Genomic DNA, 23,168 nt, shown 5'->3' on the forward strand with positions numbered 1-23,168 from the left:
ATCCCGTTTTTGTGCACGGCCGCCTCGCGGCAGCCGGTGAACCACGCTGGAAGGTGCGGGCCCACCACGACCACGGGTTCCGGAGCCATAGCAGGAGGTGGCTCCTAGTCCGCATAGGACATATACCCCGGGAAGCCCGTAGCACTCCAGAGCCCCAGCCTGTCCGTAGTTCCGCGCAAAGATCACGGCGGTCGAGAGATCGAGGCACCCGGCAAAGCCAGCGCCGCCGCCCCGGCGCGACGCCCGCCGCCGTGAGCAGCAACAGGAATGGCGCCGAGCAGTGCGGCTTTCCGCCCAATATCAACAAAAGAACGCCCGACACCGGATAAGCCAGCGCCAGGGAACGGGGAAATCATGCGCCGCCTGCCAGATCAGGCCGGCGCGGCCGGCACGAGTGTCAGCACCAAGACCTGGATCGCGACCACCAGACCGACCGGACCCCGAGCGAATCGCTCCATCGCGCCTCCCCAGACGCGGCGAATCCTACTGCGCGGGCGGTGCCAATTCGACCCTGTTGCGGCCCCCCTGCTTCGCCCGGTAGAGCGCGGTGTCGGTGGCGACGAGGAGGTCGTCGACGCTGGTGATGTTGGCCGCCGGGTACAGCGCCCCGCCGATCGACACGGTGAGGTCGGTCAGCACGGTGTCGCGATCGGGCAGCGCGACCGAGACCACCGCCACCTGGTGCCGGATCCGTTCGGCCACCTGGCGCAGCGTCTCCTCGCCGTGGATGTCCGGGATGACGATCGCGAATTCCTCGCCGCCCCACCGCCCGCAGATGTCCTGTTCACGGACCTCGGCGAGGAGGGCGTCGCCGACCGCGCGCAGGACGAGGTCGCCGTTGGGATGGCCGTAGGTGTCGTTGATCGTCTTGAAGTTGTCGAGGTCGAGGAACAGCACGCCGAGTTTGCGACCGGCGCGCGTGCGGCCCAGCTGTTCTTCGGCCAGCTGACGCCAGCGGCGTTTCGTGACGAGACCGGTGGTGGCGTCGGTGTGCGCGTCGCGCCGGTACTGCGTCAGCAGCAGTCCGCGGTGCAGCGCGACCAGCGCGATGACGACGCCGACCAGCACCAGCGGGTTGGCCTGGACGAGGACGACGGCTGTCACGAGGCCGAGGCCGAGCGCGCCCGCCTCGAGGATCTGGTCGCCGAACCCGGAGAACAATTCGCCGATCGATTTCGGTGGTGAAGAGAGCGCGATCGCGACCATCACCAGCACGGTGTTGATCGCCCAGCGCAGGGCCGCGGCCACGATGATGACGGCGAGGTCGCCCAGCCCGGCAAGCAGTCCGGAGTCGGGCGCGCCTGGGTAGTGGCGCATGCCGAGGCTGAGCACGACGACGGCGGCCTGCGTCCCGCAAAGCACCGTCGCGGCGGAAAAGATCCACCGATGGGGGAGAACCGGCCGTTGGTGTGGCCAGATCCGCAGCCATGCGATGGTGTAGGTCACCACGACCATCGCGGCGGCGAGCACCGGCGGCAGCGCGATGACGGCGGCGACACTCCAGACCGCCTTGGTGTCGACGTAGGCGACCGACGGGGCTCTGTCGTACTCCCGTTGGCGTTCGATCTGCCGGGTGCCCTCGATCGCGATGGCCGCGCACAGCGTCAAGACGCCGAACCGGACGAGATCGGTACCGGTCACCGGGACCAGCCGGGCCGTGGCGGCGGTCGAGAGGACTGCGATGAGATTCACGACCAGGACGTAGGAACGCACAGGTCGCGGCAGGCTCCACAGGTGCCAGGCCCTGAGCCGCCGCCGCGCGCCGCCGAGTCGTCCGTCCACGCACCCTCTTCCGTCGGTGATCTACACCGTAATCGAACCGGGACTGCGACGACCGTCGTTGTCCGGACGATGAGAGTCGTGGCCCCGAATTCCCCCGGACAGCCCAACCAAAACGAGGGAGGTGCACCGATGCAGGACAACAACTGGTGAGTGTTTTGCCGGATAGATCGCTATTTCGAGGGAGGTGAACTACATGCGGGACAACAACTGGACCACTCGGCGTGACAACAACTGGACGTGAGTGATCTCGCCCACGAGCGCGGCTTCGCGAAGGGAGGTGAACGTAGTGCGTGACAACAACTGGACGACCCGTCGTGACAACAACTGGACGTGATGTGTCAGGAACCGTGTTCGCCAACGGGTGTCGTCCCGCCGACCGGACCCACGGGATCTTCGGGTTCCTCAGGGCCGCGGCGGGACGACACCGCCCGTGACCAGCCGGCTCCGGCGACGAACGCGACCACCACGCCGGCGATCGCCGCGACGGTGACCACGGTGGTCGGCGCGACGACCTGGGCCAGCAGCCCGGCCAACGCGATCCCCGCCGCCTGAGCCGCCCGCAACGCCGCGATCGCGACGCCGATCACCTGGCCGCGATGGGCGGGCGGCGCGGCGAGGCTGTACTGCGTCTGCGTGATCATGTCGTGCGCGGAGAACACTCCCGAGATCGTCCACAGCACGACGATCGTGACCAGGCCCGGAGCCCAGCCGGTCGGGATCAGCACCAGGCTGCTCGCCACCGTCAGCGCGCCCAGCACCCGGATCTGCCGTTCGCGCGGGATCCGGCTCAGCAGGAGACCGCCGAGCACCGAACCGACGGGGTTCGCGGCCAGCAGCCACGGCAGCGCGCCCGCGCCGCCCAGTTCGGCGGCGACCGGGACGGCGAGCCCCTCGGGCACGACGTAGAAGCCGCAGCAGCAGGCGATGAGCAGCAGCCAGCGCAGTTTGCGGTCGCGCGCCACCAGGCGGCAGCCCTCGATCAGCGACGGGCGTTCGTGATGGGCGGGTGCCGAGGGCGGGAAACGGTCGAGCCCGAAACGGAGCATGAGCGCCGACAGCGCGAACGTTCCCGCGTCGATCAACAGCGCTCCGGGTACGCCTAGCCCAGTGACGACGGCGGCGCCCGCGCCGAAGCCCACCACGAGCCCGGCCTGGTACGTGGAGGAGATGACGGCCTGGCCGACGACCAGCCGGTCCGGATCGAGCAGATCCGGCAGCATCGCCTGGCGGGCCGCGTGGAACGGCCCGGCCATGAGCTGGACGGCGAACAACAACGCGGCCGCGGCCGGCAGCGGAAGGCCGGGCACCGCCATCAGCGCGATCAGGACCGCGCGGCCGACATCGGTCACCACCATCACGGTGCGTCGCGAAAACCGGTCCGCGACACCGCCCAGCGCGCCGCCGAGGAGGTCGGGCACGAAGGTCAGCGCGTACGCCGCCGAAGCCCAGCCCGCCGACGACGTCCGGTCGAACACCAGCACCGTGAGCGCGACCCTGGCCAGCTGGTCGCCGGCGACCGAGAGCAGATGCGCGAGCCAGATCCGGCGGAATCCGGCGACCGCGAAGACGCTGCGGAACGACGCCGCTCGGGCTGGCATGCGCTTCAGGCTGTCGTGAGGCGGCCACTTTGCGCAACCCTCGGAAAAAATCTGTCCGCCGTGTCGAACCACGGCGGTCCCGTTCGACGTGTTCGTAGAGAAGGAACGGAGAATCCGATGTCGCATTCACTGGGCCCGCTGGCGAACAACCTCGCCGCCTACGCCATCTACTCGACCGCGCAGACCGAGATGCGCCACGCCTACAAGCTGATCGAGGCCGGTGACTACCTCGGCGCCGCCGCAGAGATCGAGTCCGCCGCGCACGCCGCCGAGGTGCTCGCCCGAGCCACCTCCGATCTGGACGCCGAGCGTTCGGAACGATGGCTCAGAGTCGTCGTCGCGAGGAGGCGGTTCGCAGACCAGGCCCGGGCGCGAGCTTCGGACACCGCGCCGGCCCTCGCCGCTTAACGGAAAGCGCGCCGATAGGTGCCAGGGCTGACACCGGTCGTGCGCTTGAATCGGTCACGGAACGAGGTGGGCGAACCGAAACCGACTTCGGCGCCGATCCGTTCGACGGCGTACTCGGTGGTCTCCAGCAGATGCTGCGCCTGCCGGACCCGGGTCCGGTGCAGCCACTGCAACGGCGTCGTCCCGGTCTGCTCGCGGAAGTGCCGGATCAGCGTGCGCGTGCTCATCCCGGCGCGTGTGGCGATGTCGGCGAGCGTGAGTTCGCGCGCGAGATTTTCCTGCATCCACAACAGAGTCGGCTCCAGTGTCGCGCCACGGGGCGCGGGCGGATGTCGCAGCGCGATGAATTGAGCCTGCCCGCCCTCGCGTTCGAGCGCCATGACCGAGAGACGGGCGGCGTCGGCCGCGATCGCGGAGCCATGGTCCCGCCGGATCAGGTGCAGGCACAGATCCAGGCCCGCGGCGGCGCCCGCGGACGTCAGGATCCGCCCGTTGTCGACATAGAGCACGTCGGGGTCGACGTCGACCTCCGGGTACGCCGCGGCCAGTGCGCCGGCGGCGACCCAGTGCGTGGTGGCGCGAAGGCCGTCGAGCAGGCCCGCGGCGGCGAGGATGAAGGTGCCGGAACAGATCGAGGCGATCCGCGTGCCCCTCGCGGCGGCAGCGTTCAACGCGTCGTGGACGGATTCCGGCAACGGCCGGTTCGGCTCGGCGGTGCCGGGGACGATGATCGTGTCCGCGTCGCGCAGCGCGTCCAGCCCCCTTGGCGCGCGCAGGGTGAAGTGCCCGGCGTCGACTTCCGGGTGCTCGGCGCAGACGACCACCCGATAGCCCGCGCTTCCGTCGGCGAGCCGGGTCCTGGTGAAGACCTCGATCGGTGTCGAGAGGTCGAACGGGATCACCTTGTCCAGCGCGAGGACGGCGACGGTGTGCATGACCGCAACGTACCCGCCCGATGGCGAGATCCCGTTGGAAGGCGTCGTTCACGCCACTGGGAGCGGGCACCGTCCGGTTCTAGCGTCGAGCCATGATGATCATCGCGCCGATTCTCGTCGGCCTCGGCTATGTCGTCCTGATGTCGTTGATTCACGAGCCGCACCGCCGCCGCTTCAACGCGGTCATGATCGCGGGTGCGGGCGCGGCCTACGCCAGCGGCGGCGGGCTCGGGATCTGGGAACTCGTCTTCACCGCACTGATGGCCTATGTGGCGTACCGCGGGCTCGAATCGTGGACGTTCATCGGGATCGGCTGGCTGCTGCACACGGCTTGGGACGTCGTGCACCACCTGAAGGGCGCCCCGATCATCCCGTTCCTGGACGATTCGTCGTTCGGCTGCGCGATCTGCGACCCGGTGATCGCGATCTGGTGTTTCGCCGGCGGGCGATCGGTGACGGATTTCCTCCGCGCCCGTGTCGGTTCGCGTCGCCCGCGTTCGTCGGTGGGGTGAACCGACCGGACGAAAGGAGCCTGAAATGACGGTGATCGTGGCGGGAAAGGTGTACGTCGACCCGGCGGAACGGGACCGGTACGTCGAGGGACACCAGGTGATCGTCGAGAGGGCGCGGGCCCATCCCGGCTGCCTCGACGTGGTGATCGCCGCGGACACGCTCGAACCGGGCCGGGTGAACATCTTCGAGTACTGGGAGTCGGAGGAGGTGCTGAACGCCTGGCGCGCGATCTCGCCGAGGCCGACGTACTCCGCCGAGATCCGGGACGGGGAGGTGTTCAAGCACCGGGTCTCGTACTCCGGACCCCCGTTCGACTGATCGCGGTGGAGCGCCGGACTTGACCTTGACATCGTGACAAGGTCTTCACTGGAGCGCAGGAGGTGATCCCCATCAACACGACACAGAGGACTTCACCGGACCTGCGCGTGCTCGACGCGCTCGGCTCCGACAGCTCGTCGACGCGGCTCCAGGCGGCGCTGGCGGCCGGGACTCATCCGGACGTCCGGTTCGTCGGCCCGCTCGTGGCGCGGTGCGCGATCGAGCCGGACTTCTACGTCCGGGACATGCTGACCTGGGCGTTGACCCGGCTGCCCGCCGGGAAGACGGTGCCGGTGCTGCTGGCCGAGCTCGGTTCGGAGGTCGCCCAGGCCCGGAGCCAGGCGTTGCACACGCTGTCCAAGGTCGGGGACCGCACCGCGTGGCCCGCGATCACGCGGTCGCTGCTGCACGACGCCGACGACGAGGTCGCCCGCAGCGCGTGGCGTGCCGCCGTCGTACTCGTGCCCGACGGGGAGCGGGCCCGGCTGGCCCGTGACCTGGCCGACCAGTTCGGCCGGGGCGACCGGACGGTCCGGTTGAGTCTCAGCAGGGCGCTCGTCGCGCTCGGACCGGTGATCGAGCCCGTCTTGCGGAAGGCTTTGGCGAGTGCCGACCTGGAGGTGTGCGCGCACGCCCGCGCCACGGAGCGGCTCCTGCGCGACCCGGACTCCGGTTTCGACGAGTCGAAACGGATCGTCGCGCTGGGCCAGGAGGGAGCTTGATGCTGATCGGTGAGGTGGCCCGCCGCTCGGGGGTGAGCAGCCGGATGCTCCGGCATTACGACTCCCTCGGGCTGGTGCGGCCGACCGGCCGCACCTTCGGCGGCTACCGCGAGTACTCCGACGAGGACATCCGCCGGATCTTCCACGTGGAGAGCCTGCGGTCCCTCGGCCTGTCGCTGCGCGAGATCGGCCGTGCCTTGGAGGATCCGGCCTTCGAGCCGTCCGATCTCGTCCGGGACCTCATCCGGCGGACCGAGGAGCGGCTGAACCGGGAACAGGAGCTGCTCGACCGGCTTCGCGCGGTCGACGGTTCGGCACCGACGGGCTGGGAAGGGGTTCTGCGCATCGTCGAGCTGCTGCACGGGCTCAACTCGCCTCACGCGGCTCGGCGTCAGCAGACCGCCCTGGCCCCGGCCGAGGTGCCCGCCGAACTGCTGGCCGGGGCGGTCCTCTCCGAAGCCGACCCGAACGTCGCGGGAGCACTGCGGTGGGCTCTCGCGAGGGCGGGCGGCGACGGCGTGGCGAGCCTGGCGTCCGGCGCGCGTTCCGCCGACGTCGACGTCCGGCGGCGCGCGATCCTCGCGATCGCCGGGATGCCCGGTGACGAGGCGACCGCGGCGCTGGCGGAGGCACTCGGCGACCGGGACCGGGCGGTCCGCGCCCGCGCCGCGCTGGCCCTGGGGTCGCGCGGCGAGAGCGCGGCCGTGCCGGAACTCGTCCGCATGGTGGTCGAAGGCACGTCCGACGTCGAGGCGGCCGAAGTCCTCGGCACCTTGGCGCGCGACGACGACGTCGCGGACCGGATCATGAGCGCGTTCACCGGCGAGCTCGCCGCCGGTGACCCCGCGGCGCGGATCCGCCTCACCCAGGCCCTCGTCGAAATGCCGCCCGCGCTCGCCCTGGACGTGCTGCGTGACCTGGCCGAAGACGACGATCACACCGTCGCCCTCCTCGCTTCGGCCCTCGCGGGGGCGCTCGGGTGAGACGGCTTGGCCGCTGGGCCGTTTGATGCGAACATATGTTCTATGACGACCGAGGGTCCCATCCTGCACGCCGACCTGGACTCGTTCTACGCGTCGGTCGAGCAGCGTGACGACCCGAAGCTCCGCGGGCGGCCGGTCATCGTCGGCGGCGGGGTCGTGCTGGCTGCCAGCTACGAGGCGAAGGCGTACGGCGTGCGCACGGCGATGGGCGGCGGCCAGGCGCGGCGGCTGTGCCCGGACGCGATCGTGGTCCCGCCCCGGATGCGCGCGTATTCGGCGGCGAGCAAGGCGGTTTTCGAGGTCTTCGGCAACACGACACCGCTCGTGGAAGGCATTTCGATCGACGAGGCCTTCCTCGACGTCGGCGGGCTGCTGAAGATCGCGGGCACGCCGAGCCGGATCGCCGCGAAACTGCGGAAGGACGTCCTGGAGCAGGTCGGTTTGCCGATCACCGTCGGCGTCGCCAGGACGAAGTTCCTCGCGAAGGTGGCCAGCGGGGTCGCGAAACCCGACGGCCTCCTCGTCGTGCCGCACGACAAGGAGCTGGAGTTCCTGCACCCGCTCCCGGTCGAGCGGCTGTGGGGCGTGGGCAAGGTGACGGCGCGGAAGCTTCGCGAGCGCGGGGTGACCACGGTCGGGCAGATGGAGGGGTTCGGGGAGAAGGAACTCGTCCGGATGCTCGGCCGCGGTGTCGGCGCCCACCTGCATGCGTTGTCCCACAACGACGACCCGCGTCGCGTGCAGACGGGCCGTCGCCGCCGGTCCATCGGGGCGCAGCGCGCGCTCGGCAGCAGGCCGCGTTCGCCCGCCGAGCTCGACGCGACGCTGTTGACGCTCGCCGATCGCCTCGCCCGCCGTCTGCGTGCGGCGCACCGGGTGTGCCGCACCGTCGTGCTGCGGATGCGGTTCGCCGATTTCACCAGGGCGACGCGTTCGCACACCCTCATGGAGGCGACCGAGCAGACCGGCGCGATCGTCGCGGCGGCGCGTGACCTGCTCGCCACGGCGAGACCGCTGATCGACGAACGCGGTCTCACGCTGATCGGGCTCGCGCTCACGAACCTGTCGAAGGACGACGCGATCCAGCTCGCGTTGCCGTTCGGGGCGAAACCGGGGGACGCGCTCGACTCGACGCTCGACACCGTCCGGGACCGGTTCGGTTCGAAGTCCATCACGCGCGCGGTGCATCTGGGGCAGGTCGAAGAGCCTTGGGTGCCGCTCCTGCCGGACTGAACCTCGTCGCTAGGGTGTCCCGGTGGCGGAAGTCGAGATCTACACCGATGGCGCGTGCAGCGGGAATCCCGGTCCCGGCGGCTGGGGCGCGGTGCTGCGGTACGGCACCGTCGAGAAGGAGATCTACGGCGGGGATCCCGGCCCGACCACGAACAACCGGATGGAGCTGACCGCGCCGATCGAGGCGCTGGAAAGCCTGAAGCGCCGGGTCACCGTCGACATCTACACCGACAGCACCTACGTCCGGAACGGCATCACCAGCTGGGTGCGCAACTGGAAGAACAACGGCTGGATGACCTCGGCGAAGACGCCGGTCAAGAACGCCGATCTGTGGCGCCGTCTCGACGAAGCCGCGTCACGGCACGAGGTCGAGTGGCATTGGGTCAAAGGCCATGCCGGGCATCCGGAGAACGAGCGAGCGGACCGGCTCGCCGTCAAAGGTGTGGAAGAGGTCGTGGGGCGACCCGTGATCCAGCCCGGCGAGCGGTCCGCTCGGCAACGTTGAAAGACGTCGCTAGCAGCTGACGTTCACCTTCGCGCTCTTGGCGAAGGAGACGTGGACGTGGTCCATGTGGTTGGCGGTCGCGCCGCCGCGGTCCTCCATGGTGTCCCAGCCGCTGCCGTCGTTGTAGCGCTGGCGCCAGATGACGTACGTGATGCCGAAGTCCTTCTGGTTGGCCATGAGGTATTCGGCGATCGCGTTGCCGGTGGCGGTGTCCACCATGAAGTCCAGCGCGAGGCCGGAGGGGTGGTCGCTGGCGTTGGCCCGGCCGGCGACACCGCCGATGTTCGTCACGCCGAACTTCGCCTTCACGTGGTTGCCGACCTGGGCAACGTGCGGCTTGGTGCCGGCGAGGCTGGTCGAACACGCCGTCGCGGCGGGCACGGTCTTCTTGACCGGGACGGGGGCCTTGGTCGACGTCGTCGGCTTCGGGGGAGCCGAGGAGGTCGACGGCGGCGGGGTGGTCGTGCTGCTGGAGGGCGGGGTGCTGCTGGTCGACGGCGGGGGAGTCACGCTGGAGACCGGGGGAGCCTTCAACGCGAGCGCGGCGCTGGCCGCTTCGACGTCAGGGGAACCTGCGGAGGTCAGCCACATCGACGCCGGGAGCGCCGTGGCGACCGCTGCCGCGATACCCGCGGGGAGCTTCCACTGCGGAGCCTTGATCTTGCGATGTCTGCCGGCCATTTCTCTGATCACTCACCACTTCGGGGACGGGAACTCGCGTCGGGGGCCGCGAGCTCCGGGCAACATTACGAAAAGGACACGGCAATGTCACGCCCGAGTGTGTTCGCCCACAGTTACCTTGATCGTTGAACCAAAAGAGGCTCACGCCCGTACAGATACGAGAAGTGCTTTTATGTGAGCACTGTGAGTGACGAATTCAGTCCGCTTTGCAGGATTGGAAGTACACGTCCTCGTTCGGCGAGATCACGTTCACCCCCGGGGAATGTGGTGCCCGGCCGGCGGCCGTCGAGGCCGCGATCACGGTGCAGACCAGCTGATTGATGGCCTGGTCGGACAATTTGCGCACCGAGTACGGCAGCGCGAGGCTCGACGGGTCGCCCGAGTAGACCCGGAGCTTGCCCAACTCCGGCGGGACGAACGTGGTGAGTCCCTGCGCGGCTTCCCGGTCGGTCGGTCCCTGCAGCAGCAGCGTGACCGCGCCCTCGGGGGAGATGAAGCCCTCGGTGGGCCGGGTCACCGGGATGACCCGGCCGTCGGAGACGAAGTACAGCGTCAGGCCGCCGAGGACGTTCGGCCCCGTGGTGGCGCGGATCGACGGCCCCGGCCCGGCCGGGACGACACCGGTCGGCTGGACCCCGCAGGCCGCCGCCAGCGCCGCGGCCGCGAGGACGAGCAGTACGCGGGGCTTCCTCATGGCGTCCCTCCTCCGGCCCGGTGCGGCAGGTGTAACACGAATCGGGCACCGTGCCCGGTGTCGGCCGCGGTGATGTCGCCGCCGTGCAGGCGGGCGTTCTCCAGCGCGATCGCCAGCCCGAGCCCGCTGCCCTCGGAACGGGCGCGGGCGGTGTCGGCCTTGGTGAACCGGTCGAACACATGCGGCAGGATCTCGGGGGCGATCCCCGGCCCGTGGTCTTCGACCGCCAGGGTGACGCCGTCGCCGTCGGCGCGCAGCCGCACCTCGACCGGGGGCGCGCCGTGGCGGAACGCGTTACCGGCGAGGTTGGCCACGATCAGGTCGAGCCGCCGCCGGTCCACCCGGGCGAGAACACCCTCCGGCAGGTCGGTGACCAGGTCTTCGCCGTCGCGCCAGCCACGGGCGTCGAGGCTGTCCCGGATCGCCGTCGCGAGGTCCCATTCGTCGAGCACGAGTTCGGCGCGGCCCGCGTCGAACCGGGAGATCTCCACCAGGTCCTGCACCAGCCGCGTCAGCCGCCGGGTCTCGCCGGAGACCAGCCGTGCCGCGACGGCGGTGTCCGGCGGCAGCGCCTCCGCGTCCTCGTCGAGGACGTCGGTGACCGCGTTCATCGCCGCGAGCGGGGTGCGGAGTTCGTGCGAGACGTCGGCCACGAACCGGCGGGCGTCGGCCTCCATGGCCCTCAGCTCACCGACCGTGCGCTCCAGTTCGGCGGCGGTGTTGTTGAAGGTCGTGACCAGTTCGGCCAGCTCGTCGGAACCCTTGGCGGGCAGCCGGACGTCGAGCCTGCCTTCGCCGAGCTGGGCGGCGGCGGTGTTGAGCGCCCGGACCGGCCTGAGCACCTGTCTCGCCGCGAGCAGGGCCAGCGCCGCGGCCAGCGGAAGGGCCAGCGCGGCCGTCTGCCAGGCGGATTTCGCGAGTTCGTCGATGGCCTGTTGCTGCTGCACGAGCGAGGTGAGCGAGTACACCTCGACGCCGCTGTTCTGCATCGACCCGTCGGGTTGCCTGGCCAGCACCGGCAGGCCGACCAGCAGTTCCGGGATTCTTTCGCGGTCGACGCGCTGGAACTGGATGCGGTTGTCGTTCGCGACGGTCTGGCGCAACTCGGGGGAGAAGGTGTTCAGGTCCGGGCCGTTGACCGACCGCAGGTTGCGGTAGACCGCGACGGCGTTCAACCGCAGGCTGCCGGCGAAATCGTTGAGCTGCTCCTGGGTCGGCGGCGTGGACAGCGGGCGGCCGTAGGCGGCGACCCGGTCCTTCAGCTGGTTCATGGCCGCGTCCTGGACGGCTTCGAGGATCGCGTTGCGGGCCGAGACGTAACTGGCCCCCGCCGCGGCCGCCGCCCCGATGATCGTCATCGCCGCGAACGCCAGGATGAGCCGGGGCCGCAATCCGGAGAGCAGCCTCATGAACGGCCGAACCGGTACCCGAAGCCGCGGACGGTCTGGACGTGTTCGGGTTTCGCGGGCACGTCTTCGATCTTCGCGCGCAACCGCTGGACACAGGCGTCGACCAGCCGGGAGTCGCCGAGGTAGTCGTGATCCCAGACGGCGGAGAGGATCTGCTGGCGGCTGTAGACCTGGCCCGGCGTGCGCGACAGCTCCAGCAGCAGCTTCAGCTCGGTCGGGGTGAGCGAGACCGGCTCGCCGTTCTTCGTGACGACCAGCCCGGCCCGGTCGATGACCAGGCCGCCGTGCCGTTCCCCGGCGGCGTCGTCGCTCGCGGGCTTCTCGCTCACCGCGCGGCGCAGCACCGCCCGGATCCGGGCGTCGAGCACCCGCGGCTCGATCGGCTTGGTGACGTAGTCGTCGGCGCCCGCCTCCAAGCCGGCCACGATGTCGAAGTCGTCGCTGCGGGCGGTGAGCATGATGATCGGCACCTCGCCCGCCGAGCGGATGCGGCGGCAGGTCTCGAAGCCGTCGATGCCGGGGAGCATCAGGTCCAGTACGACGATGTCGGGCTGGAACACCCGCAGTTTCTCCAGCCCGAGCTCGCCGCTCTCGGCGGTGTACACGGTGTGCGCCTGCCGTCGCAGCGCGAGTTCCAGCCCCTCCCGCACGGACGCGTCGTCTTCGATCACAAGGACACTTGCCACGCCGCCATTATTCGGATGTCTCCGCGCGTGTGCGACTCGGCTCGATCTTGTAGCAGAACCATGACATTGTCCGGACCTCACGGCTAAACGGCGTGGGGACAGTGGGACGCATGGCCCTCCTCATCCACGAAGCGAAGCCGACCCCCGCCCGCCGTCCGCTGCCGGGACGGCACGCCGAGACCAGGCGGACCCTGTCCAGGGCCGTGTTCCAGCTCGCCACCGGACTGGGACTGGCCGCCGCGTTCGTCGTGACCTACGTGCTGTTCGTGCACACGTCGGCCGGGCAGCTCGCCGAGAACGGCGTCGTGCGGAGCGCGCAGTCCGGTCAGTGGTCCACAATGGACTGGGCGGGACCGCTGCGCGACCAGGACATGGTGCTGGTGATCGGCGCCGCCGGGATCGGGCTCGTCGTCCTGGCGCTGCTCCGGCGCAAACCCGGCCTGCTGATCCCGGCGCTGACCGTCCTCGTGTTCCCGCTCGTCGCCGCTCAGCTGCTCAAGCTCTACGTCCTCGTCCGGCCCGAACTGCCCGACGGCGGCCGAGGACCGGGACACAACAGCTTCCCCAGCGGTCACGTCAGTGCCGCCATGGCCATCCTGATGGCGCTCGCCTTCGTTCTGCCCCAACGGTTCCGCCCGGCGATCATCGGCATCGGCGGCGTCGCCGTGGCCTGGGTCGCGTCGTCGACCGTCGCGCTGGGCTGGCACCGGCTCAGCGACACGGCGGGTGCCTGCCTGCTCGGCGCGTCGTTCGCCTGCCTGCTCGCCGCCTGGCTCACCGGCCGCCGCCGCGATCTGCGCCGCACGCCCGCCTACCTCGTCGCGCTGGCCATGGTGCTGCCGACCGGGATCGTCCTGATCGGCTTCGCGGTGCTGAGCACGGCGACCGACGGTGCCGCCCAGTTCGTCGCCGCGCTGGTGCTGGCCGCGCTGTCCGCGGTGGGGATCGTGCTGGTCGCGCTGTGGCCGCTGTGCGGGTCCGCCTTCGAGCGGCGGACCGGCATCGAGACCCGGGTGGTCGACGATCTGCTCGAGACCCGCCTCGTGACCCGCCGCTGACGCTCGCCGAACGCATTCAGAGGACTGAACGCGTCAGTCGCGGCGCGAGTCGCCTGCCCGGCTCAGGGGTGAAGTCGGGGCCCGGGGCGAAGGCGGAACCACGGAGGGTGCCACGACCACGCGGTTCCGCCCGCTCCGTTTCGCTTGGTACATGGCCGCGTCCGCGGCGCGGAAGAGTTCGCCGTAGTCCGTCGAGTGCTCGGGCGACAGCCCGACGCCGATCGACACGGTGCAGCCGTGGATCGGCCCCACCGCGCGGGGTTCGTTGGTGGCGTGCCCGCTGGCGAGTTCGGTCAGACCGGTGATCGCGGTCTTCGCGACGGCCACCCGGATCCGCTCGGCGATCCGTATCGCCTCCTCGCGGGTGGTGTCCGGCAGCAGTACCGAGAACTCCTCGCCGCCCCAGCGCCCGACAACGTCGGTGGAGCGGGTGTTCTGCCGCAGCACGGCGCTGACACAGCCGAGCACGATGTCGCCGCCGGAATGCCCGTACTTGTCGTTCCACTGCTTGAAGTGGTCGAGGTCCAGCATCAGGAACGCCGTCGGCCGCCGCCCGGTCTGGTCTTCGAGCAGCCGGAGCGCGGCCGGGGCGTGGAACGAGTCCTCGGTCAGCAGACCGGTCTTCCGGTCGCGCTGGCTGCGCGCGATCGTGTCCGCCAGCGCCTGCGAGAGCCGGGTCGAGCGCAGCGCGATCCCGATCATCACCAGCGGCACCAGCGCGATGTTGACCGCGCCGAGGATCGTCGTGCACGCGGCGAGCTGCAGCGCGTAGACGAAATCCGCGTTGTCGGCCCAGCTGCCGATCAGCTTCTGCCGCCGCCAGCCGCCCCACGCCAGGCCGCGCGCGATACTGATCAGCAGCGTCTGCGACGCGAAGTACCAGAGCGCGGCGCCCACCAGCGCGACGGCGGCGACCGCGATGTCGCCGGGGCGCTGGGGGAGCGTGCCCGATTCGAGCCAGGTGTGCAGTGACGTCAGCTCGGTGATCGTGTGCACGCCGAGGATCGAGGCGGCATGCGCGGCGGTGGTGAAGAGGAAGGTCGTCATCGCCTTGTGCGCGATGGAGTAGCGCTGCACGCGCACCATCAGCAGCAGCGCGAGCGACAACGTGGGCGGCAGCAGGACGGCCGCGCCGCCCAGCCAGACGGCGGTCTGGTCGATGTGCTCGCCGCGCCGGTCGTCCGCCCGGCGCTGCTCCTCCGGATGCTGCGTCTGGACGAGGTACCAGATCGTGCAGCCCGCGATCACGCCGAAGCGGACGAGATCCGTCGTCGTGAGGGAAGCATCGACTTGCGATTTCAAGGCCCAGGACGCGACCGCGATCTCGGTGCCGAGCATCCAGAAGACCGCCGCGGGCGGCAGACGCCACAGCTCCCACCCGGCCGGATGACGCAGGGTGTTCCAGGCGCGGCCGCGCAGCCGCCAGACGCGGGCGGAGGCGAGGCCGACGGTGTCGGCGAAACCCCGGAGCGAACCGCGCGGCCGCGCCGAGACCGCGTCACGGTCGTGCTTGCCGAACTCGCTGACGAGGGTCACCTCCAACCCGTTACGCACCGCACCCGCATCGATCTTGCTGGGTCACCACAAGGGGGTGACAGGGGGACCGCGTTGACGATCGCGTGAGACAGCCGGATACCCACGTTCGCCGGACGCGTTTCCGCCGGGGGCTGGCATCGTGGCTCGTATGCCTGACGCCGCATACGACGCCGCCGCGGTCCCCGTGATGTTCGGCCCGGACTTCGACAGGGATCCCTCGCCCGCCTACGAATGGCTTCGGAGCAACGCGCCGGCGTTCCGGCTCCCGCTGCCCGGAGACACCTGGACCTGGCTGCTGACCCGGCACGCGGACGTCGTGTCCGCCATGGCCGACCCCCGGTTGTCCAAATGCCCGTCCGTCGCCGCGGAGCACTGGCGCAAGGCCAACCTCGGGCTGCCCGCCGACCACCGGCCGACGCTCATCGGGCATATGAACAACGTCGAAGGCGACGAGCACGCGCGGCTGCGTAAGGCCTGCGCCGGCGCGTTCGGCCCGCGGCGGCTGCAGCATATGCGCGACCGCACGCATCAGCTCGCGAACGAGCTGCTCGACCCGATCCTGGACCGGGGCGAAGGCGATCTCGTCGAGGATTTCGCGTACCCGCTGGGAATCCGGTCGATCTGCGAACTGATCGGCATCCCGGACAGCCTGCTCGACGAGGTCCGCCCGCCCGCGCTGGTGGTCGCCGCCGGCGACGTCACGGACATGGCGTCGATGCTCAAGGCGACCGACGATCTCGACGCGCTGCTCGCCGACGTCGTCGCCCGCAAACGCGCCGAACCGGGGGCGGACCTGATCAGTGATCTGCTCACCCAGGAGGCGGCCGGCAAGCTGACCGAAGACGAGGTCGCCGCGACGGCGTTCCTGTCGCTGATCGCCGGGCACGAGACGACGATCAGTCTCATCGCGTCCACCGCGCTGACCCTCATCACGCATCCGGAGGAGGCGGCCCGCGCCCGGGCCGACGGTGCGCATCTGACACTCGTCATCGAAGAGGTCCTGCGCCGCGACACCCCGCTGCAGAACACCAGCTGGCGGTTCGTCACCGAACCGATGGAACTCGCCGGGCAGCGGATGGAGGCGGGCGATCCGATCCTGTTGTCGTTGCTGGCGGCCAATCGCGACCCGGAAGTGCACCCCGAACCGCTTGCCTTCCGCCCTGGCGAGCGGCCGGTGCGGCACGTGGCCTTCGGGGTCGGACCGCATATTTGCATCGGCGCCGCGCTCGCGCGGATGCAGGCGTCCGCGGCACTGGAGACGTTGTTCGACCGCGCGCCGTCGATGACGCTGACCGTGCCGGAGGACCGGCTCGTGTGGTGGCCGAGCGCGATCACGCGCGGCCTGCACAACCTGCCGGTGAAGCTCTAGACGGCGCCTTCGAGGCGGCCCCGCAGCACGGTCGCCTTCCGGTCGTCGAGGTCCATGACGAGCTGGAGCGCGTCGCGCCAGACGGCCATCGCCTCGTCGGTGTGGCCCTGGGCGGCCAGCGCGCAGCCGCGTTCGTCGAGCGCGTCGGCCTGCCCCCAGACGTCGCCGCAGTTGCGGTAGGCGGTCAGCGCCTGCTCGCAATATCCGAGCGCCTGGTCCAGATCGCCGAACCGGCGGCAGGTCCTGGCGAGCGGCACCAGCGCGAAGCCCATTCCGTGCTGGTCGGCGTCCTTCGCGTAGGCGTCGAAGGCGCGCAGGCCGTGGTCGAGGGCCAGGTCCCGTTCGCCGAGGTCGCGGTAGGCGCGGCCGAGATGGACGCGCGCGGTCGCTTCGCCGAGCTGGTACCCGATCCGCGCGTTCACCTCCACGCTCTGCTCGGCGAGCCGGACGGCTTCGGCGTAGTCCTCGCGTTCGTGCGCGATGTTGCCGAGCCCGACCAGCGCCCAGCCGAGGCTCGGGTTCTCGCCGATCTCCTCGGAGATCTCGACGGCCTGACCGAACAGTTCGCGCGCGCGGCCGAGGTCGCCACGCCGCCGGTGCGCCTCGGCGAGGTTGATCGCCGACCACGCCAGCCCGCCGAGGTCACCGCCCGCCTTCGCTGACTCGATCGCCACCTCGTGGCTGGAGATCCACGTCTGCCACGGCCTGCCGAGCAGGTGGTAGTCGAACAGCTCCACCGGCAGCCGCCAGCCGACCTCGTACAGCCCGTGGTCCAGTGCCAGCCGGGCGACGCCGGTGATGCTCGGCATCTCCGACGCGCACCAGATGTAGGCCTCGTCGAACGTGGCGAACCGGAGCGGCTCGACACCTTCGGGCGCGGGACCCAGATCGATGTGATGGTCGCGGGCCGGGGTCAGCGTCCAGCTCGCGGCGTTGGCCGCGTACAGATACCAGTGGGTCAGCCGGGAAACCGCCGCCTGCCGCTCATCTTTCAGGCGCTCGGCGTTGGCCTCTTCGGCGGCGTACACGCGGATCAGGTCGTGGAACCGGTAATACTGCGCGCCGACCTGCTGGACGAGATGCGCCTGCACGAGCCGGTCGAGCAGCCGCCGCGCGTCGTTCCCGGGCAGCCCGGCGAGCGCGGCCGCCGCCTCCGCGGTGAACCGCGGGCCGGGATGGAGGCCGAGCAGCCGGAACATCCGGGCGGTGTCGGCCTCCAGCGCGCGATACGACCAGCTGAAGGCGGCCCGGACCCCGACGGTGTCGTCGTCGACCGCGAGCAGTTCCAGCCGACGCCCCTCGGCGACGAGTTCGCGGGCGAGGTCCCCGACGCTCTGATGGGGATGGGTGGCGACCCGTTCAGCGGCGATGTTCACCGCGAGCGGCAGCGCCGCGCACAGCCGGACGAGCCTGCCGACGCCTTCGGGATCGCCCGCCGCGCGTTCGTCGCCGATGAGGTCGGCCATGAGCCGCGTCGCTTCGAGTTCTCGCAGTGGCTCCAAGGAAACCTGGACCGCGCCGCTGCCGACGACCAGCCCGGACAGCCGTCGCCTGCTGGTGATCAGCACGGTGGTGTCCGGGGTGCCGGGCAGCACCGGCCGCACCTGGGGCGAGTCGAGGGCGTTGTCCAGTACGACGAGGGTGCGCTGGCCGCGCAACAGGCCGCGCAGGAGCGCGAGCCGCATGTGCTCCTCGGCGGGGACCCGGTCGGGGCGGACGCCGACGCAGCGCAGGAGGTCGTCGAGGATGTCGGCGGGTTGCGCGGGGGAGCCCGCCGCGTAGCCACGCAGATCCGACCAGAGCACGCAATCGAACTCTTCCTGGCGCCGGTTCGCCCAATTCAGCACGAGCGCGGTCTTCCCGACCCCGGGCGGCCCGGCGACGAAGACCACTTTCGCCGTTTCGGTGAACACCTTTTCGTCCAGCAGCGCCAAATGTTCTTCGCGGCCGACGAAATGATCGGGCGGCGGGGGAAGATGCACATACGGTTCGGCGCGGGCGGCCTCGGCGAGCACGATCAGGGTCCCGCCCGCGCCCAGCGCGCGATCGCAGGCTTCGGCGAATTCCGCGCTCGGCGGGGTGAGCCCGCGTTCGACCCGGCTGATGAGACTTTTGTCGACATAGGCGAGTTTCTGAAGCTCGCGCAACGCCAGCCCGCAGGCCTGCCGTCGTTGCCGCAGGGCGCGGCCGAACGTCGACGCGGCCGTCGAAACCGGCCTCGGTTCCGCGCGTGCTTTCCCGGTCTCCCCGGATCTGGCCGAACCGGAATTCTCGGTCACCAGAAGCACCTTTCTCCCCGCTTCGCGGCAGATCGTGCCACAACCTTCCCATTGCCTGGGTCACAACACGGCCACCGGGTGTGCGCAGGTGCGAAGTCTGCCCCCAAACTGTGCGAGAACGCGCCCGTTCCCCACCGGTGCGCCGGTCGAAAGGGAGGTGGATCATGCGCGACCGCGAAATGTGAGCAGGCCACGTTCCGCCTTGCGAACACCGGGCGAGTGCTGATCTCCTCGGAAACCGGTCGTGGCCGTCGCCTCCGGCGGCCACGACCGGGTCCTTTCGGAAGATGTAGGACCGCTTAACGTCGGTGTAGATCTTTTCACTTGTCCTGACGAGTCGCCCGAGGCAGCTTGGGAGAGGTATCGAGCGGCCCGGCGAAAGGAACGAAGTGAGCATCGGCGCACCGGGAACCCTGGTCCGGATGGGCGTTCTCGCCCTGTTGTGGGGATCCGGGTTCCTGTGGATCAAGCTCGCGCTGACCGGGCTGCCGCCCGTTCAGGTGACCGTCATCCGCTGCGCCCTCGGCGCGGCCGTCCTTCTCGTGCTGAGCCGCTGGGCCGGGCAACACCTCCCGCGCGGCCGCCGGATCTGGGGCAGGCTCCTCGTCGCCGCCTTCTTCTGCAACGCCTTGCCGTTCGCGTTGTTCAGCATCGGGGAACTGACCGTCGATTCCGGCGTCGCGGGGGTGATGAACGCGACGACCCCGCTGTGGTCGTTGCTGATCGGCATCGGGATCGGCACCGAACGGCGGCTCACGGTGGTCCGCGTGGGCGGGCTGATCCTCGGTTTCGCCGGCATCCTGCTGATCTTCGCGCCCTGGGAGAAGAGCGGCCTGCTGGGCTGGGGGACGCTGGCCCTGCTCGGCGCCGGCATCAGCTACGCGATCGCTTTCGCTTACATGGGAAAGAAACTCGTCGGCGAAGGCGGTCCGATCGCGATCTCCGCCGCGCAGTTGCTGACCGCCACCGGGCTCAGCGCGCTCGCGCTGCCCTTCGACGCCGCACCGGCCGGGCCGCTGAACGTGACCGCGGTGCTCGCCGTCGTCGTCCTCGGGATCTTCGGCACCGGCGTCACCTTTTATCTCAACTACCGGCTCATCGCCGACGAAGGCGCGACCTCCGCCGCGACCGTCGGCTATCTGCTGCCGGTCGTCTCGGTCGCGCTGGGCGCGATCGTGCTCGGCGAGGACCTCGGCCCGCGGGTGCTCGCCGGAATGGCCGTGGTGCTGCTCGGAGTCGCGCTGACGCGCTACGTGAGGTCTTCGGCGAGCAGGTCCATCAGCAACCCGTCGTGCCAGCCCTCGCCGTCGGTGTCGCGCTCGTAGCCGCGCATCACGCCGACCTCGCGGAAACCGACGGCCTTGTAGCAGCGGATGGCGGCGTCGTTGTCCACGGCGGGGTCGATCACCAGCCGATGGTGCCCGCGATCGTGCAGGAGGTGCCGCGCCATCGTGCGGACGGTGTCCGTGCCCAGGCCGCGGCCGTGCGCCGCCGGGTCGAGGAAGAGGTCGACCGACGCGTGCCGGTACATCGGGTCATCCTCCTCGCCGTACTGGACGAAGCCCCGGACGACGCCGCCTTCGAGGACCGTGAAACAGGTCGTCGTGGGGTCGTCGAACGGCCAAGTGGGGGAGTCGTCGATCGAACCCCAGCGCGCCCCGACCTCGGCCGTGCCGCGGATGCGCCGCAGGTCCGGGACGTGGGCCTCGGTGACCGGGGTCAGGGTCACGATCTCCCCGCGCAACTCGGTGGTCAGTTCCCGCTCCGTCCGCTCGTCCGAATGGCGCCAGTCTAGGGAGAAACCGGCGGACGTGCCGCCGGACCGCAAGAACACGGGGGCTTTCCCGGCCGGAATCCGGTATCAACGAAAGGGACGACGGAGGTGGGTCATGGGGAACCCGTTCGAGGGATTACGTCCGGTGGAGGAACTGGCCGACGGTGGGGCGACGGCCGTGCGAGCGGCGGTGCTGCGCAAGGCGACCCAAGCGGTGGTCGCGAACGCCCGCGACGCGACGGACTGCCGGATGCTGCTGGAGATGCTGGGGCTGCATTCGGAAAGGCCGGTCCGGACCGAGGATGAAGCCGCCTGAGGCCGGTTAGGGCCAACCGTGTCCTCTGTACCTGCTGGTCGGGAACACAGGTGTGGCGTGAGCGAAGGCGTGACTCGCGTGATCAGGGACGTGACTCGCGTGATTGGAGGCCGCACTCGTGTGTTTCGCCTCTGATCACGCGAGTTCCGGCTTCGATCACGCGAGTGCGGTGCCAGGACACTCGACCTTCACACCTTCTCAGGTACTTCAGGTGCCCGACGCGGGTTCTGAGTGGGTCAGCGCCGCGGCAGCACGCAGAATTCGTTGTCTTCCGGGTCGGCCATGACCACCCAGTCGTCCGACTCGGGGTCTTCGACGACCCTGGCGCCCAGTGACACCAGCCGGGCGACCTCTTCGCGCTGCTCGAGTTCGGTGGGCGCCAGGTCGAGGTGCAGCCGGTTCTTGCCCGACTTCCCCTCGGGGACCGGCTGGAACAGCAGGCTCGGCACGTCGGGGCTCTTCAGTTCGACATAGGTCACGCCATGACCGTCGGTCCACCGTTCGGTCTCGGGGTAGCCGAGTGCTTCCTTCCAGAACGCGGCCAGTGCTTCGGCCTCACGGCAGTCGACGGCGACGGCGAGCATCCGGGTTCGCATGGATCCACGGTGGCACGGAACGGCGAGGTTTGCCGGATGCGCGGGCGGGCACCCGGCGGGGAGCAGAGCCACTCGCCGAAGGGAGCACCATGAAGGCCGTCACCTGGCACGGCAAACGCGATGTCCGGGTCGACACCGTCCCGGATCCGAAACTGGTCGAGCCCACCGACGCCATCGTGCGGATCACCTCCACCGGTATCTGCGGGTCGGACTTGCACCTTTACGAGGTCCTCGGTGCCTTTATCGACGAGGGCGACATCCTCGGGCACGAACCCATGGGCGTCGTCGAAGAGGTCGGTTCCGGGGTGACGAACCTGAAACCCGGCGATCGCGTCGTCGTCCCGTTCAACATCTCCTGCGGTCACTGCTTCATGTGCGACCGCGGCCTGCAATCGCAATGCGAGACCACCCAGGTCACCGACCGGGGCAAGGGCGCGGCGCTGCTCGGCTACACCAAGCTCTACGGGCAGGTGCCGGGCGGCCAGGCCGAATACCTGCGGGTCCCGCAGGCCCAGTACGGCCCGATCAAGGTGCCGGACGGTCCGCCGGACGAGCGTTTCGTGTACCTCTCCGACGTCGTGCCCACGGCCTGGCAGGCCGTCGACTACGCGGACATCCCCGAAGGCGGCACGGTCGTGGTCTTCGGGCTGGGCCCGATCGGGCAGTTCTGCTGCCGGATCGCGAAGCACCGGGGCGCGGGGAAGGTGATCGGCATCGACCTGGTGCCGGAACGGCTCGCGAAGGCCGCCGCGGCCGGCGTCACCACCTTCGACACGCGTGAACACAAGTACCTCGGCGACCTCATCCGCGAGACCACCGGCGGAAGGGGAGCGGATTCGGTGATCGACGCCGTCGGGATGGAGGCGCACGGTGCCCCGATCGGGCGAATAGCGCAGAACCTGGTCGCCCTGCTGCCCGACCCGATCGGCGCGAAGATCACCGAGAAGGCCGCGATCGACCGGCTCAGCGTGCTGTACGCGGCCATCGATTGCGTCCGGCGCGGCGGCACGATCTCGCTGAGCGGCGTCTACGGCGGCATGGTCGACCCGCTGCCGATGATGGACCTGTTCGACAAGCAGATCACCCTGCGGATGGGTCAGGCGAACGTCCGGCGCTGGATCGACGACATCATGCCGCTGATCACCGATTCCGCCGATCCGCTCGGCGTCGAGGGTTTCGCGACGCACAAGATGCCGCTGAAGGACGCGCCCCACGCCTACGAGATCTTCCAGAAGAAGCAGGACGGCGCCGTCAAGATCCTTCTGGAGCCGTCGGCGGCTTGAGGTGTCGGCCCGCGGATGCCGGGTATCCGGTGGACGGACCCCTGACGGAAGGAGCGATGGGATGACCACGGCACGAGACATCATGACCGCGAACGCGACCTGTGTGTCCGCCTCCGAAACCGTGCTCGACGCGGCCAAGAAGATGGCCGCCGAATCGGTGGGCGCGGTACCGATCTGCGGCGAGGACGGCAAGCTCAAGGGCATGCTGACCGACCGCGACATCGTGGTGAAGGTCCTGGCCGAAGGCAAGGATCCGAGGGCGTTGCACGCCTCGGAACTGGCTCAGGGCGAGGCGGTGACGATCGGCGCGGACGACGACGCCGAGGAGATCATGCGCACCATGGCGAACCACAAGGTCCGGCGGCTGCCGGTGATCGACGGGCACAAGCTCGTCGGCATCGTGGCGCAGGCCGACGTGGCCAAGGCCCTGCCCAACCCGGACAGCGGTGAGCTGGTGGAAGCCCTGTCCTACGACTGAGGGCATACTCGC

At 70.0% G+C, this 23,168-nt stretch carries 24 protein-coding genes; 13 read left to right on the forward strand and 11 right to left on the reverse strand.

Annotated features, from left to right (window positions below; translation table 11 throughout):
- Positions 1-483: 483 nt before the first annotated feature.
- Positions 484-1,782: a GGDEF domain-containing protein gene (locus tag AORI_RS56380; protein WP_420806978.1), complete on the reverse strand. Its 1,299-nt coding sequence runs from the start codon at positions 1,780-1,782 to the stop codon at positions 484-486.
- A 338-nt stretch (positions 1,783-2,120) separates the two neighbouring features.
- Positions 2,121-3,380: an MFS transporter gene (locus tag AORI_RS56385; RefSeq protein ID WP_016333434.1), complete on the reverse strand. Its 1,260-nt coding sequence runs from the start codon at positions 3,378-3,380 to the stop codon at positions 2,121-2,123.
- 117 nt (positions 3,381-3,497) lie between these two features.
- Here AORI_RS56385 and AORI_RS56390 point away from each other — a divergent pair, with 117 nt between their 5' ends.
- Positions 3,498-3,788, forward strand: a complete 291-nt coding sequence (locus tag AORI_RS56390; protein ID WP_016333435.1) for a hypothetical protein — start codon at positions 3,498-3,500, stop codon at positions 3,786-3,788.
- Here the strand turns inward: AORI_RS56390 and AORI_RS56395 are convergent.
- On the reverse strand, positions 3,785-4,723 hold the full coding sequence (locus AORI_RS56395; protein WP_016333436.1) for a GlxA family transcriptional regulator: 939 nt from the start codon (positions 4,721-4,723) through the stop codon (positions 3,785-3,787). The genes AORI_RS56390 and AORI_RS56395 overlap by 4 nt on opposite strands.
- Before the next feature lie 92 nt (positions 4,724-4,815).
- Between AORI_RS56395 and AORI_RS56400 the strand changes: the two genes are divergently transcribed.
- The 6 genes from AORI_RS56400 (at position 4,816) to rnhA (ending at position 8,997) form a co-directional block, all read left to right on the forward strand.
- Positions 4,816-5,235: a DUF6010 family protein gene (locus AORI_RS56400; RefSeq protein ID WP_016333437.1), complete on the forward strand. Its 420-nt coding sequence runs from the start codon at positions 4,816-4,818 to the stop codon at positions 5,233-5,235.
- A gap of 25 nt (positions 5,236-5,260) precedes the next feature.
- Positions 5,261-5,554 (forward strand): putative quinol monooxygenase, encoded by a 294-nt coding sequence (locus AORI_RS56405; protein ID WP_016333438.1) that lies wholly within the window; start codon positions 5,261-5,263, stop codon positions 5,552-5,554.
- A gap of 62 nt (positions 5,555-5,616) precedes the next feature.
- The gene (locus AORI_RS56410; RefSeq protein WP_016333439.1) at positions 5,617-6,276 is read left to right on the forward strand and encodes a HEAT repeat domain-containing protein; all 660 of its coding nucleotides are present in this window, start codon (positions 5,617-5,619) and stop codon (positions 6,274-6,276) included.
- Entirely contained in the window at positions 6,276-7,259 is a 984-nt protein-coding gene (locus tag AORI_RS56415; protein WP_016333440.1) for a MerR family transcriptional regulator, read from the forward strand. The genes AORI_RS56410 and AORI_RS56415 overlap by 1 nt, the downstream gene beginning before the upstream one ends.
- Positions 7,260-7,301: 42 nt before the next feature.
- Positions 7,302-8,492 (forward strand): DNA polymerase IV, encoded by a 1,191-nt coding sequence (dinB, locus tag AORI_RS56420; RefSeq protein WP_016333441.1) that lies wholly within the window; start codon positions 7,302-7,304, stop codon positions 8,490-8,492.
- A 22-nt stretch (positions 8,493-8,514) separates the two neighbouring features.
- The gene (rnhA, locus tag AORI_RS56425; RefSeq protein WP_016333442.1) at positions 8,515-8,997 is read left to right on the forward strand and encodes a ribonuclease HI; all 483 of its coding nucleotides are present in this window, start codon (positions 8,515-8,517) and stop codon (positions 8,995-8,997) included.
- A gap of 9 nt (positions 8,998-9,006) precedes the next feature.
- Here the strand turns inward: rnhA and AORI_RS84290 are convergent, their stop codons facing one another.
- The 4 genes from AORI_RS84290 to AORI_RS56445 all read right to left on the reverse strand — a co-directional run bounded on the left by AORI_RS84290 (position 9,007) and on the right by AORI_RS56445 (position 12,467).
- Positions 9,007-9,678 (reverse strand): VldE C-terminal domain-containing protein, encoded by a 672-nt coding sequence (locus AORI_RS84290; RefSeq protein ID WP_016333443.1) that lies wholly within the window; start codon positions 9,676-9,678, stop codon positions 9,007-9,009.
- A gap of 196 nt (positions 9,679-9,874) precedes the next feature.
- Positions 9,875-10,372 carry a hypothetical protein gene (locus AORI_RS56435; protein WP_016333444.1) on the reverse strand — a complete coding sequence of 166 codons (498 nt, stop codon included), beginning with the start codon at positions 10,370-10,372 and terminating at the stop codon, positions 9,875-9,877.
- The gene (locus tag AORI_RS56440) at positions 10,369-11,781 is read right to left on the reverse strand and encodes a sensor histidine kinase (RefSeq protein ID WP_016333445.1); all 1,413 of its coding nucleotides are present in this window, start codon (positions 11,779-11,781) and stop codon (positions 10,369-10,371) included. Before AORI_RS56440 ends, AORI_RS56435 begins: the two co-directional genes overlap by 4 nt.
- Positions 11,778-12,467 (reverse strand): response regulator transcription factor, encoded by a 690-nt coding sequence (locus AORI_RS56445; protein ID WP_043848050.1) that lies wholly within the window; start codon positions 12,465-12,467, stop codon positions 11,778-11,780. Before AORI_RS56445 ends, AORI_RS56440 begins: the two co-directional genes overlap by 4 nt.
- A gap of 110 nt (positions 12,468-12,577) precedes the next feature.
- Between AORI_RS56445 and AORI_RS56450 the strand changes: the two genes are divergently transcribed.
- The gene (locus tag AORI_RS56450; RefSeq protein WP_016333447.1) at positions 12,578-13,525 is read left to right on the forward strand and encodes a phosphatase PAP2 family protein; all 948 of its coding nucleotides are present in this window, start codon (positions 12,578-12,580) and stop codon (positions 13,523-13,525) included.
- Between the two features lie 33 nt (positions 13,526-13,558).
- On the opposite strand, the gene AORI_RS56455 is transcribed toward AORI_RS56450, so the two are convergent.
- Complete coding sequence (locus tag AORI_RS56455; protein ID WP_228688355.1) at positions 13,559-15,079, reverse strand: GGDEF domain-containing protein; 1,521 nt, start codon at positions 15,077-15,079, stop codon at positions 13,559-13,561.
- Positions 15,080-15,209: 130 nt separating this feature from the next.
- Here AORI_RS56455 and AORI_RS56460 point away from each other — a divergent pair, with 130 nt between their 5' ends.
- Positions 15,210-16,430, forward strand: a complete 1,221-nt coding sequence (locus AORI_RS56460; RefSeq protein ID WP_016333449.1) for a cytochrome P450 family protein — start codon at positions 15,210-15,212, stop codon at positions 16,428-16,430.
- On the opposite strand, the gene AORI_RS56465 is transcribed toward AORI_RS56460, so the two are convergent.
- Positions 16,427-18,709: an ATP-binding protein gene (locus AORI_RS56465; RefSeq protein ID WP_228688356.1), complete on the reverse strand. Its 2,283-nt coding sequence runs from the start codon at positions 18,707-18,709 to the stop codon at positions 16,427-16,429. The genes AORI_RS56460 and AORI_RS56465 overlap by 4 nt on opposite strands.
- 389 nt (positions 18,710-19,098) lie before the next feature.
- On the opposite strand from AORI_RS56465, the gene AORI_RS56470 reads away from it, so the two are divergent.
- Positions 19,099-20,034 carry a DMT family transporter gene (locus tag AORI_RS56470; RefSeq protein WP_016333452.1) on the forward strand — a complete coding sequence of 312 codons (936 nt, stop codon included), beginning with the start codon at positions 19,099-19,101 and terminating at the stop codon, positions 20,032-20,034.
- On the opposite strand, the gene AORI_RS56475 is transcribed toward AORI_RS56470, so the two are convergent.
- A complete protein-coding gene (locus tag AORI_RS56475) occupies positions 19,959-20,465 on the reverse strand; it encodes a GNAT family N-acetyltransferase (RefSeq protein WP_420806989.1) in 507 nt (168 codons plus the stop codon). The genes AORI_RS56470 and AORI_RS56475 overlap by 76 nt on opposite strands.
- 133 nt (positions 20,466-20,598) lie before the next feature.
- Between AORI_RS56475 and AORI_RS56480 the strand changes: the two genes are divergently transcribed.
- Complete coding sequence (locus AORI_RS56480; protein WP_016333453.1) at positions 20,599-20,799, forward strand: hypothetical protein; 201 nt, start codon at positions 20,599-20,601, stop codon at positions 20,797-20,799.
- Positions 20,800-21,035: 236 nt separating this feature from the next.
- Here the strand turns inward: AORI_RS56480 and AORI_RS56485 are convergent, their stop codons facing one another.
- On the reverse strand, positions 21,036-21,395 hold the full coding sequence (locus AORI_RS56485; protein ID WP_016333454.1) for a VOC family protein: 360 nt from the start codon (positions 21,393-21,395) through the stop codon (positions 21,036-21,038).
- An 89-nt stretch (positions 21,396-21,484) separates the two neighbouring features.
- On the opposite strand from AORI_RS56485, the gene AORI_RS56490 reads away from it, so the two are divergent.
- Both AORI_RS56490 and AORI_RS56495 read left to right on the forward strand, forming a co-directional pair.
- Positions 21,485-22,678: a zinc-dependent alcohol dehydrogenase gene (locus AORI_RS56490; protein ID WP_016333455.1), complete on the forward strand. Its 1,194-nt coding sequence runs from the start codon at positions 21,485-21,487 to the stop codon at positions 22,676-22,678.
- A gap of 61 nt (positions 22,679-22,739) precedes the next feature.
- On the forward strand, positions 22,740-23,156 hold the full coding sequence (locus AORI_RS56495; RefSeq protein ID WP_016333456.1) for a CBS domain-containing protein: 417 nt from the start codon (positions 22,740-22,742) through the stop codon (positions 23,154-23,156).
- Positions 23,157-23,168: the final 12 nt, after the last annotated feature.

The sequence above is a fragment of the Amycolatopsis keratiniphila genome (assembly GCF_000400635.2).
Lineage (GTDB): Bacteria > Actinomycetota > Actinomycetes > Mycobacteriales > Pseudonocardiaceae > Amycolatopsis > Amycolatopsis keratiniphila.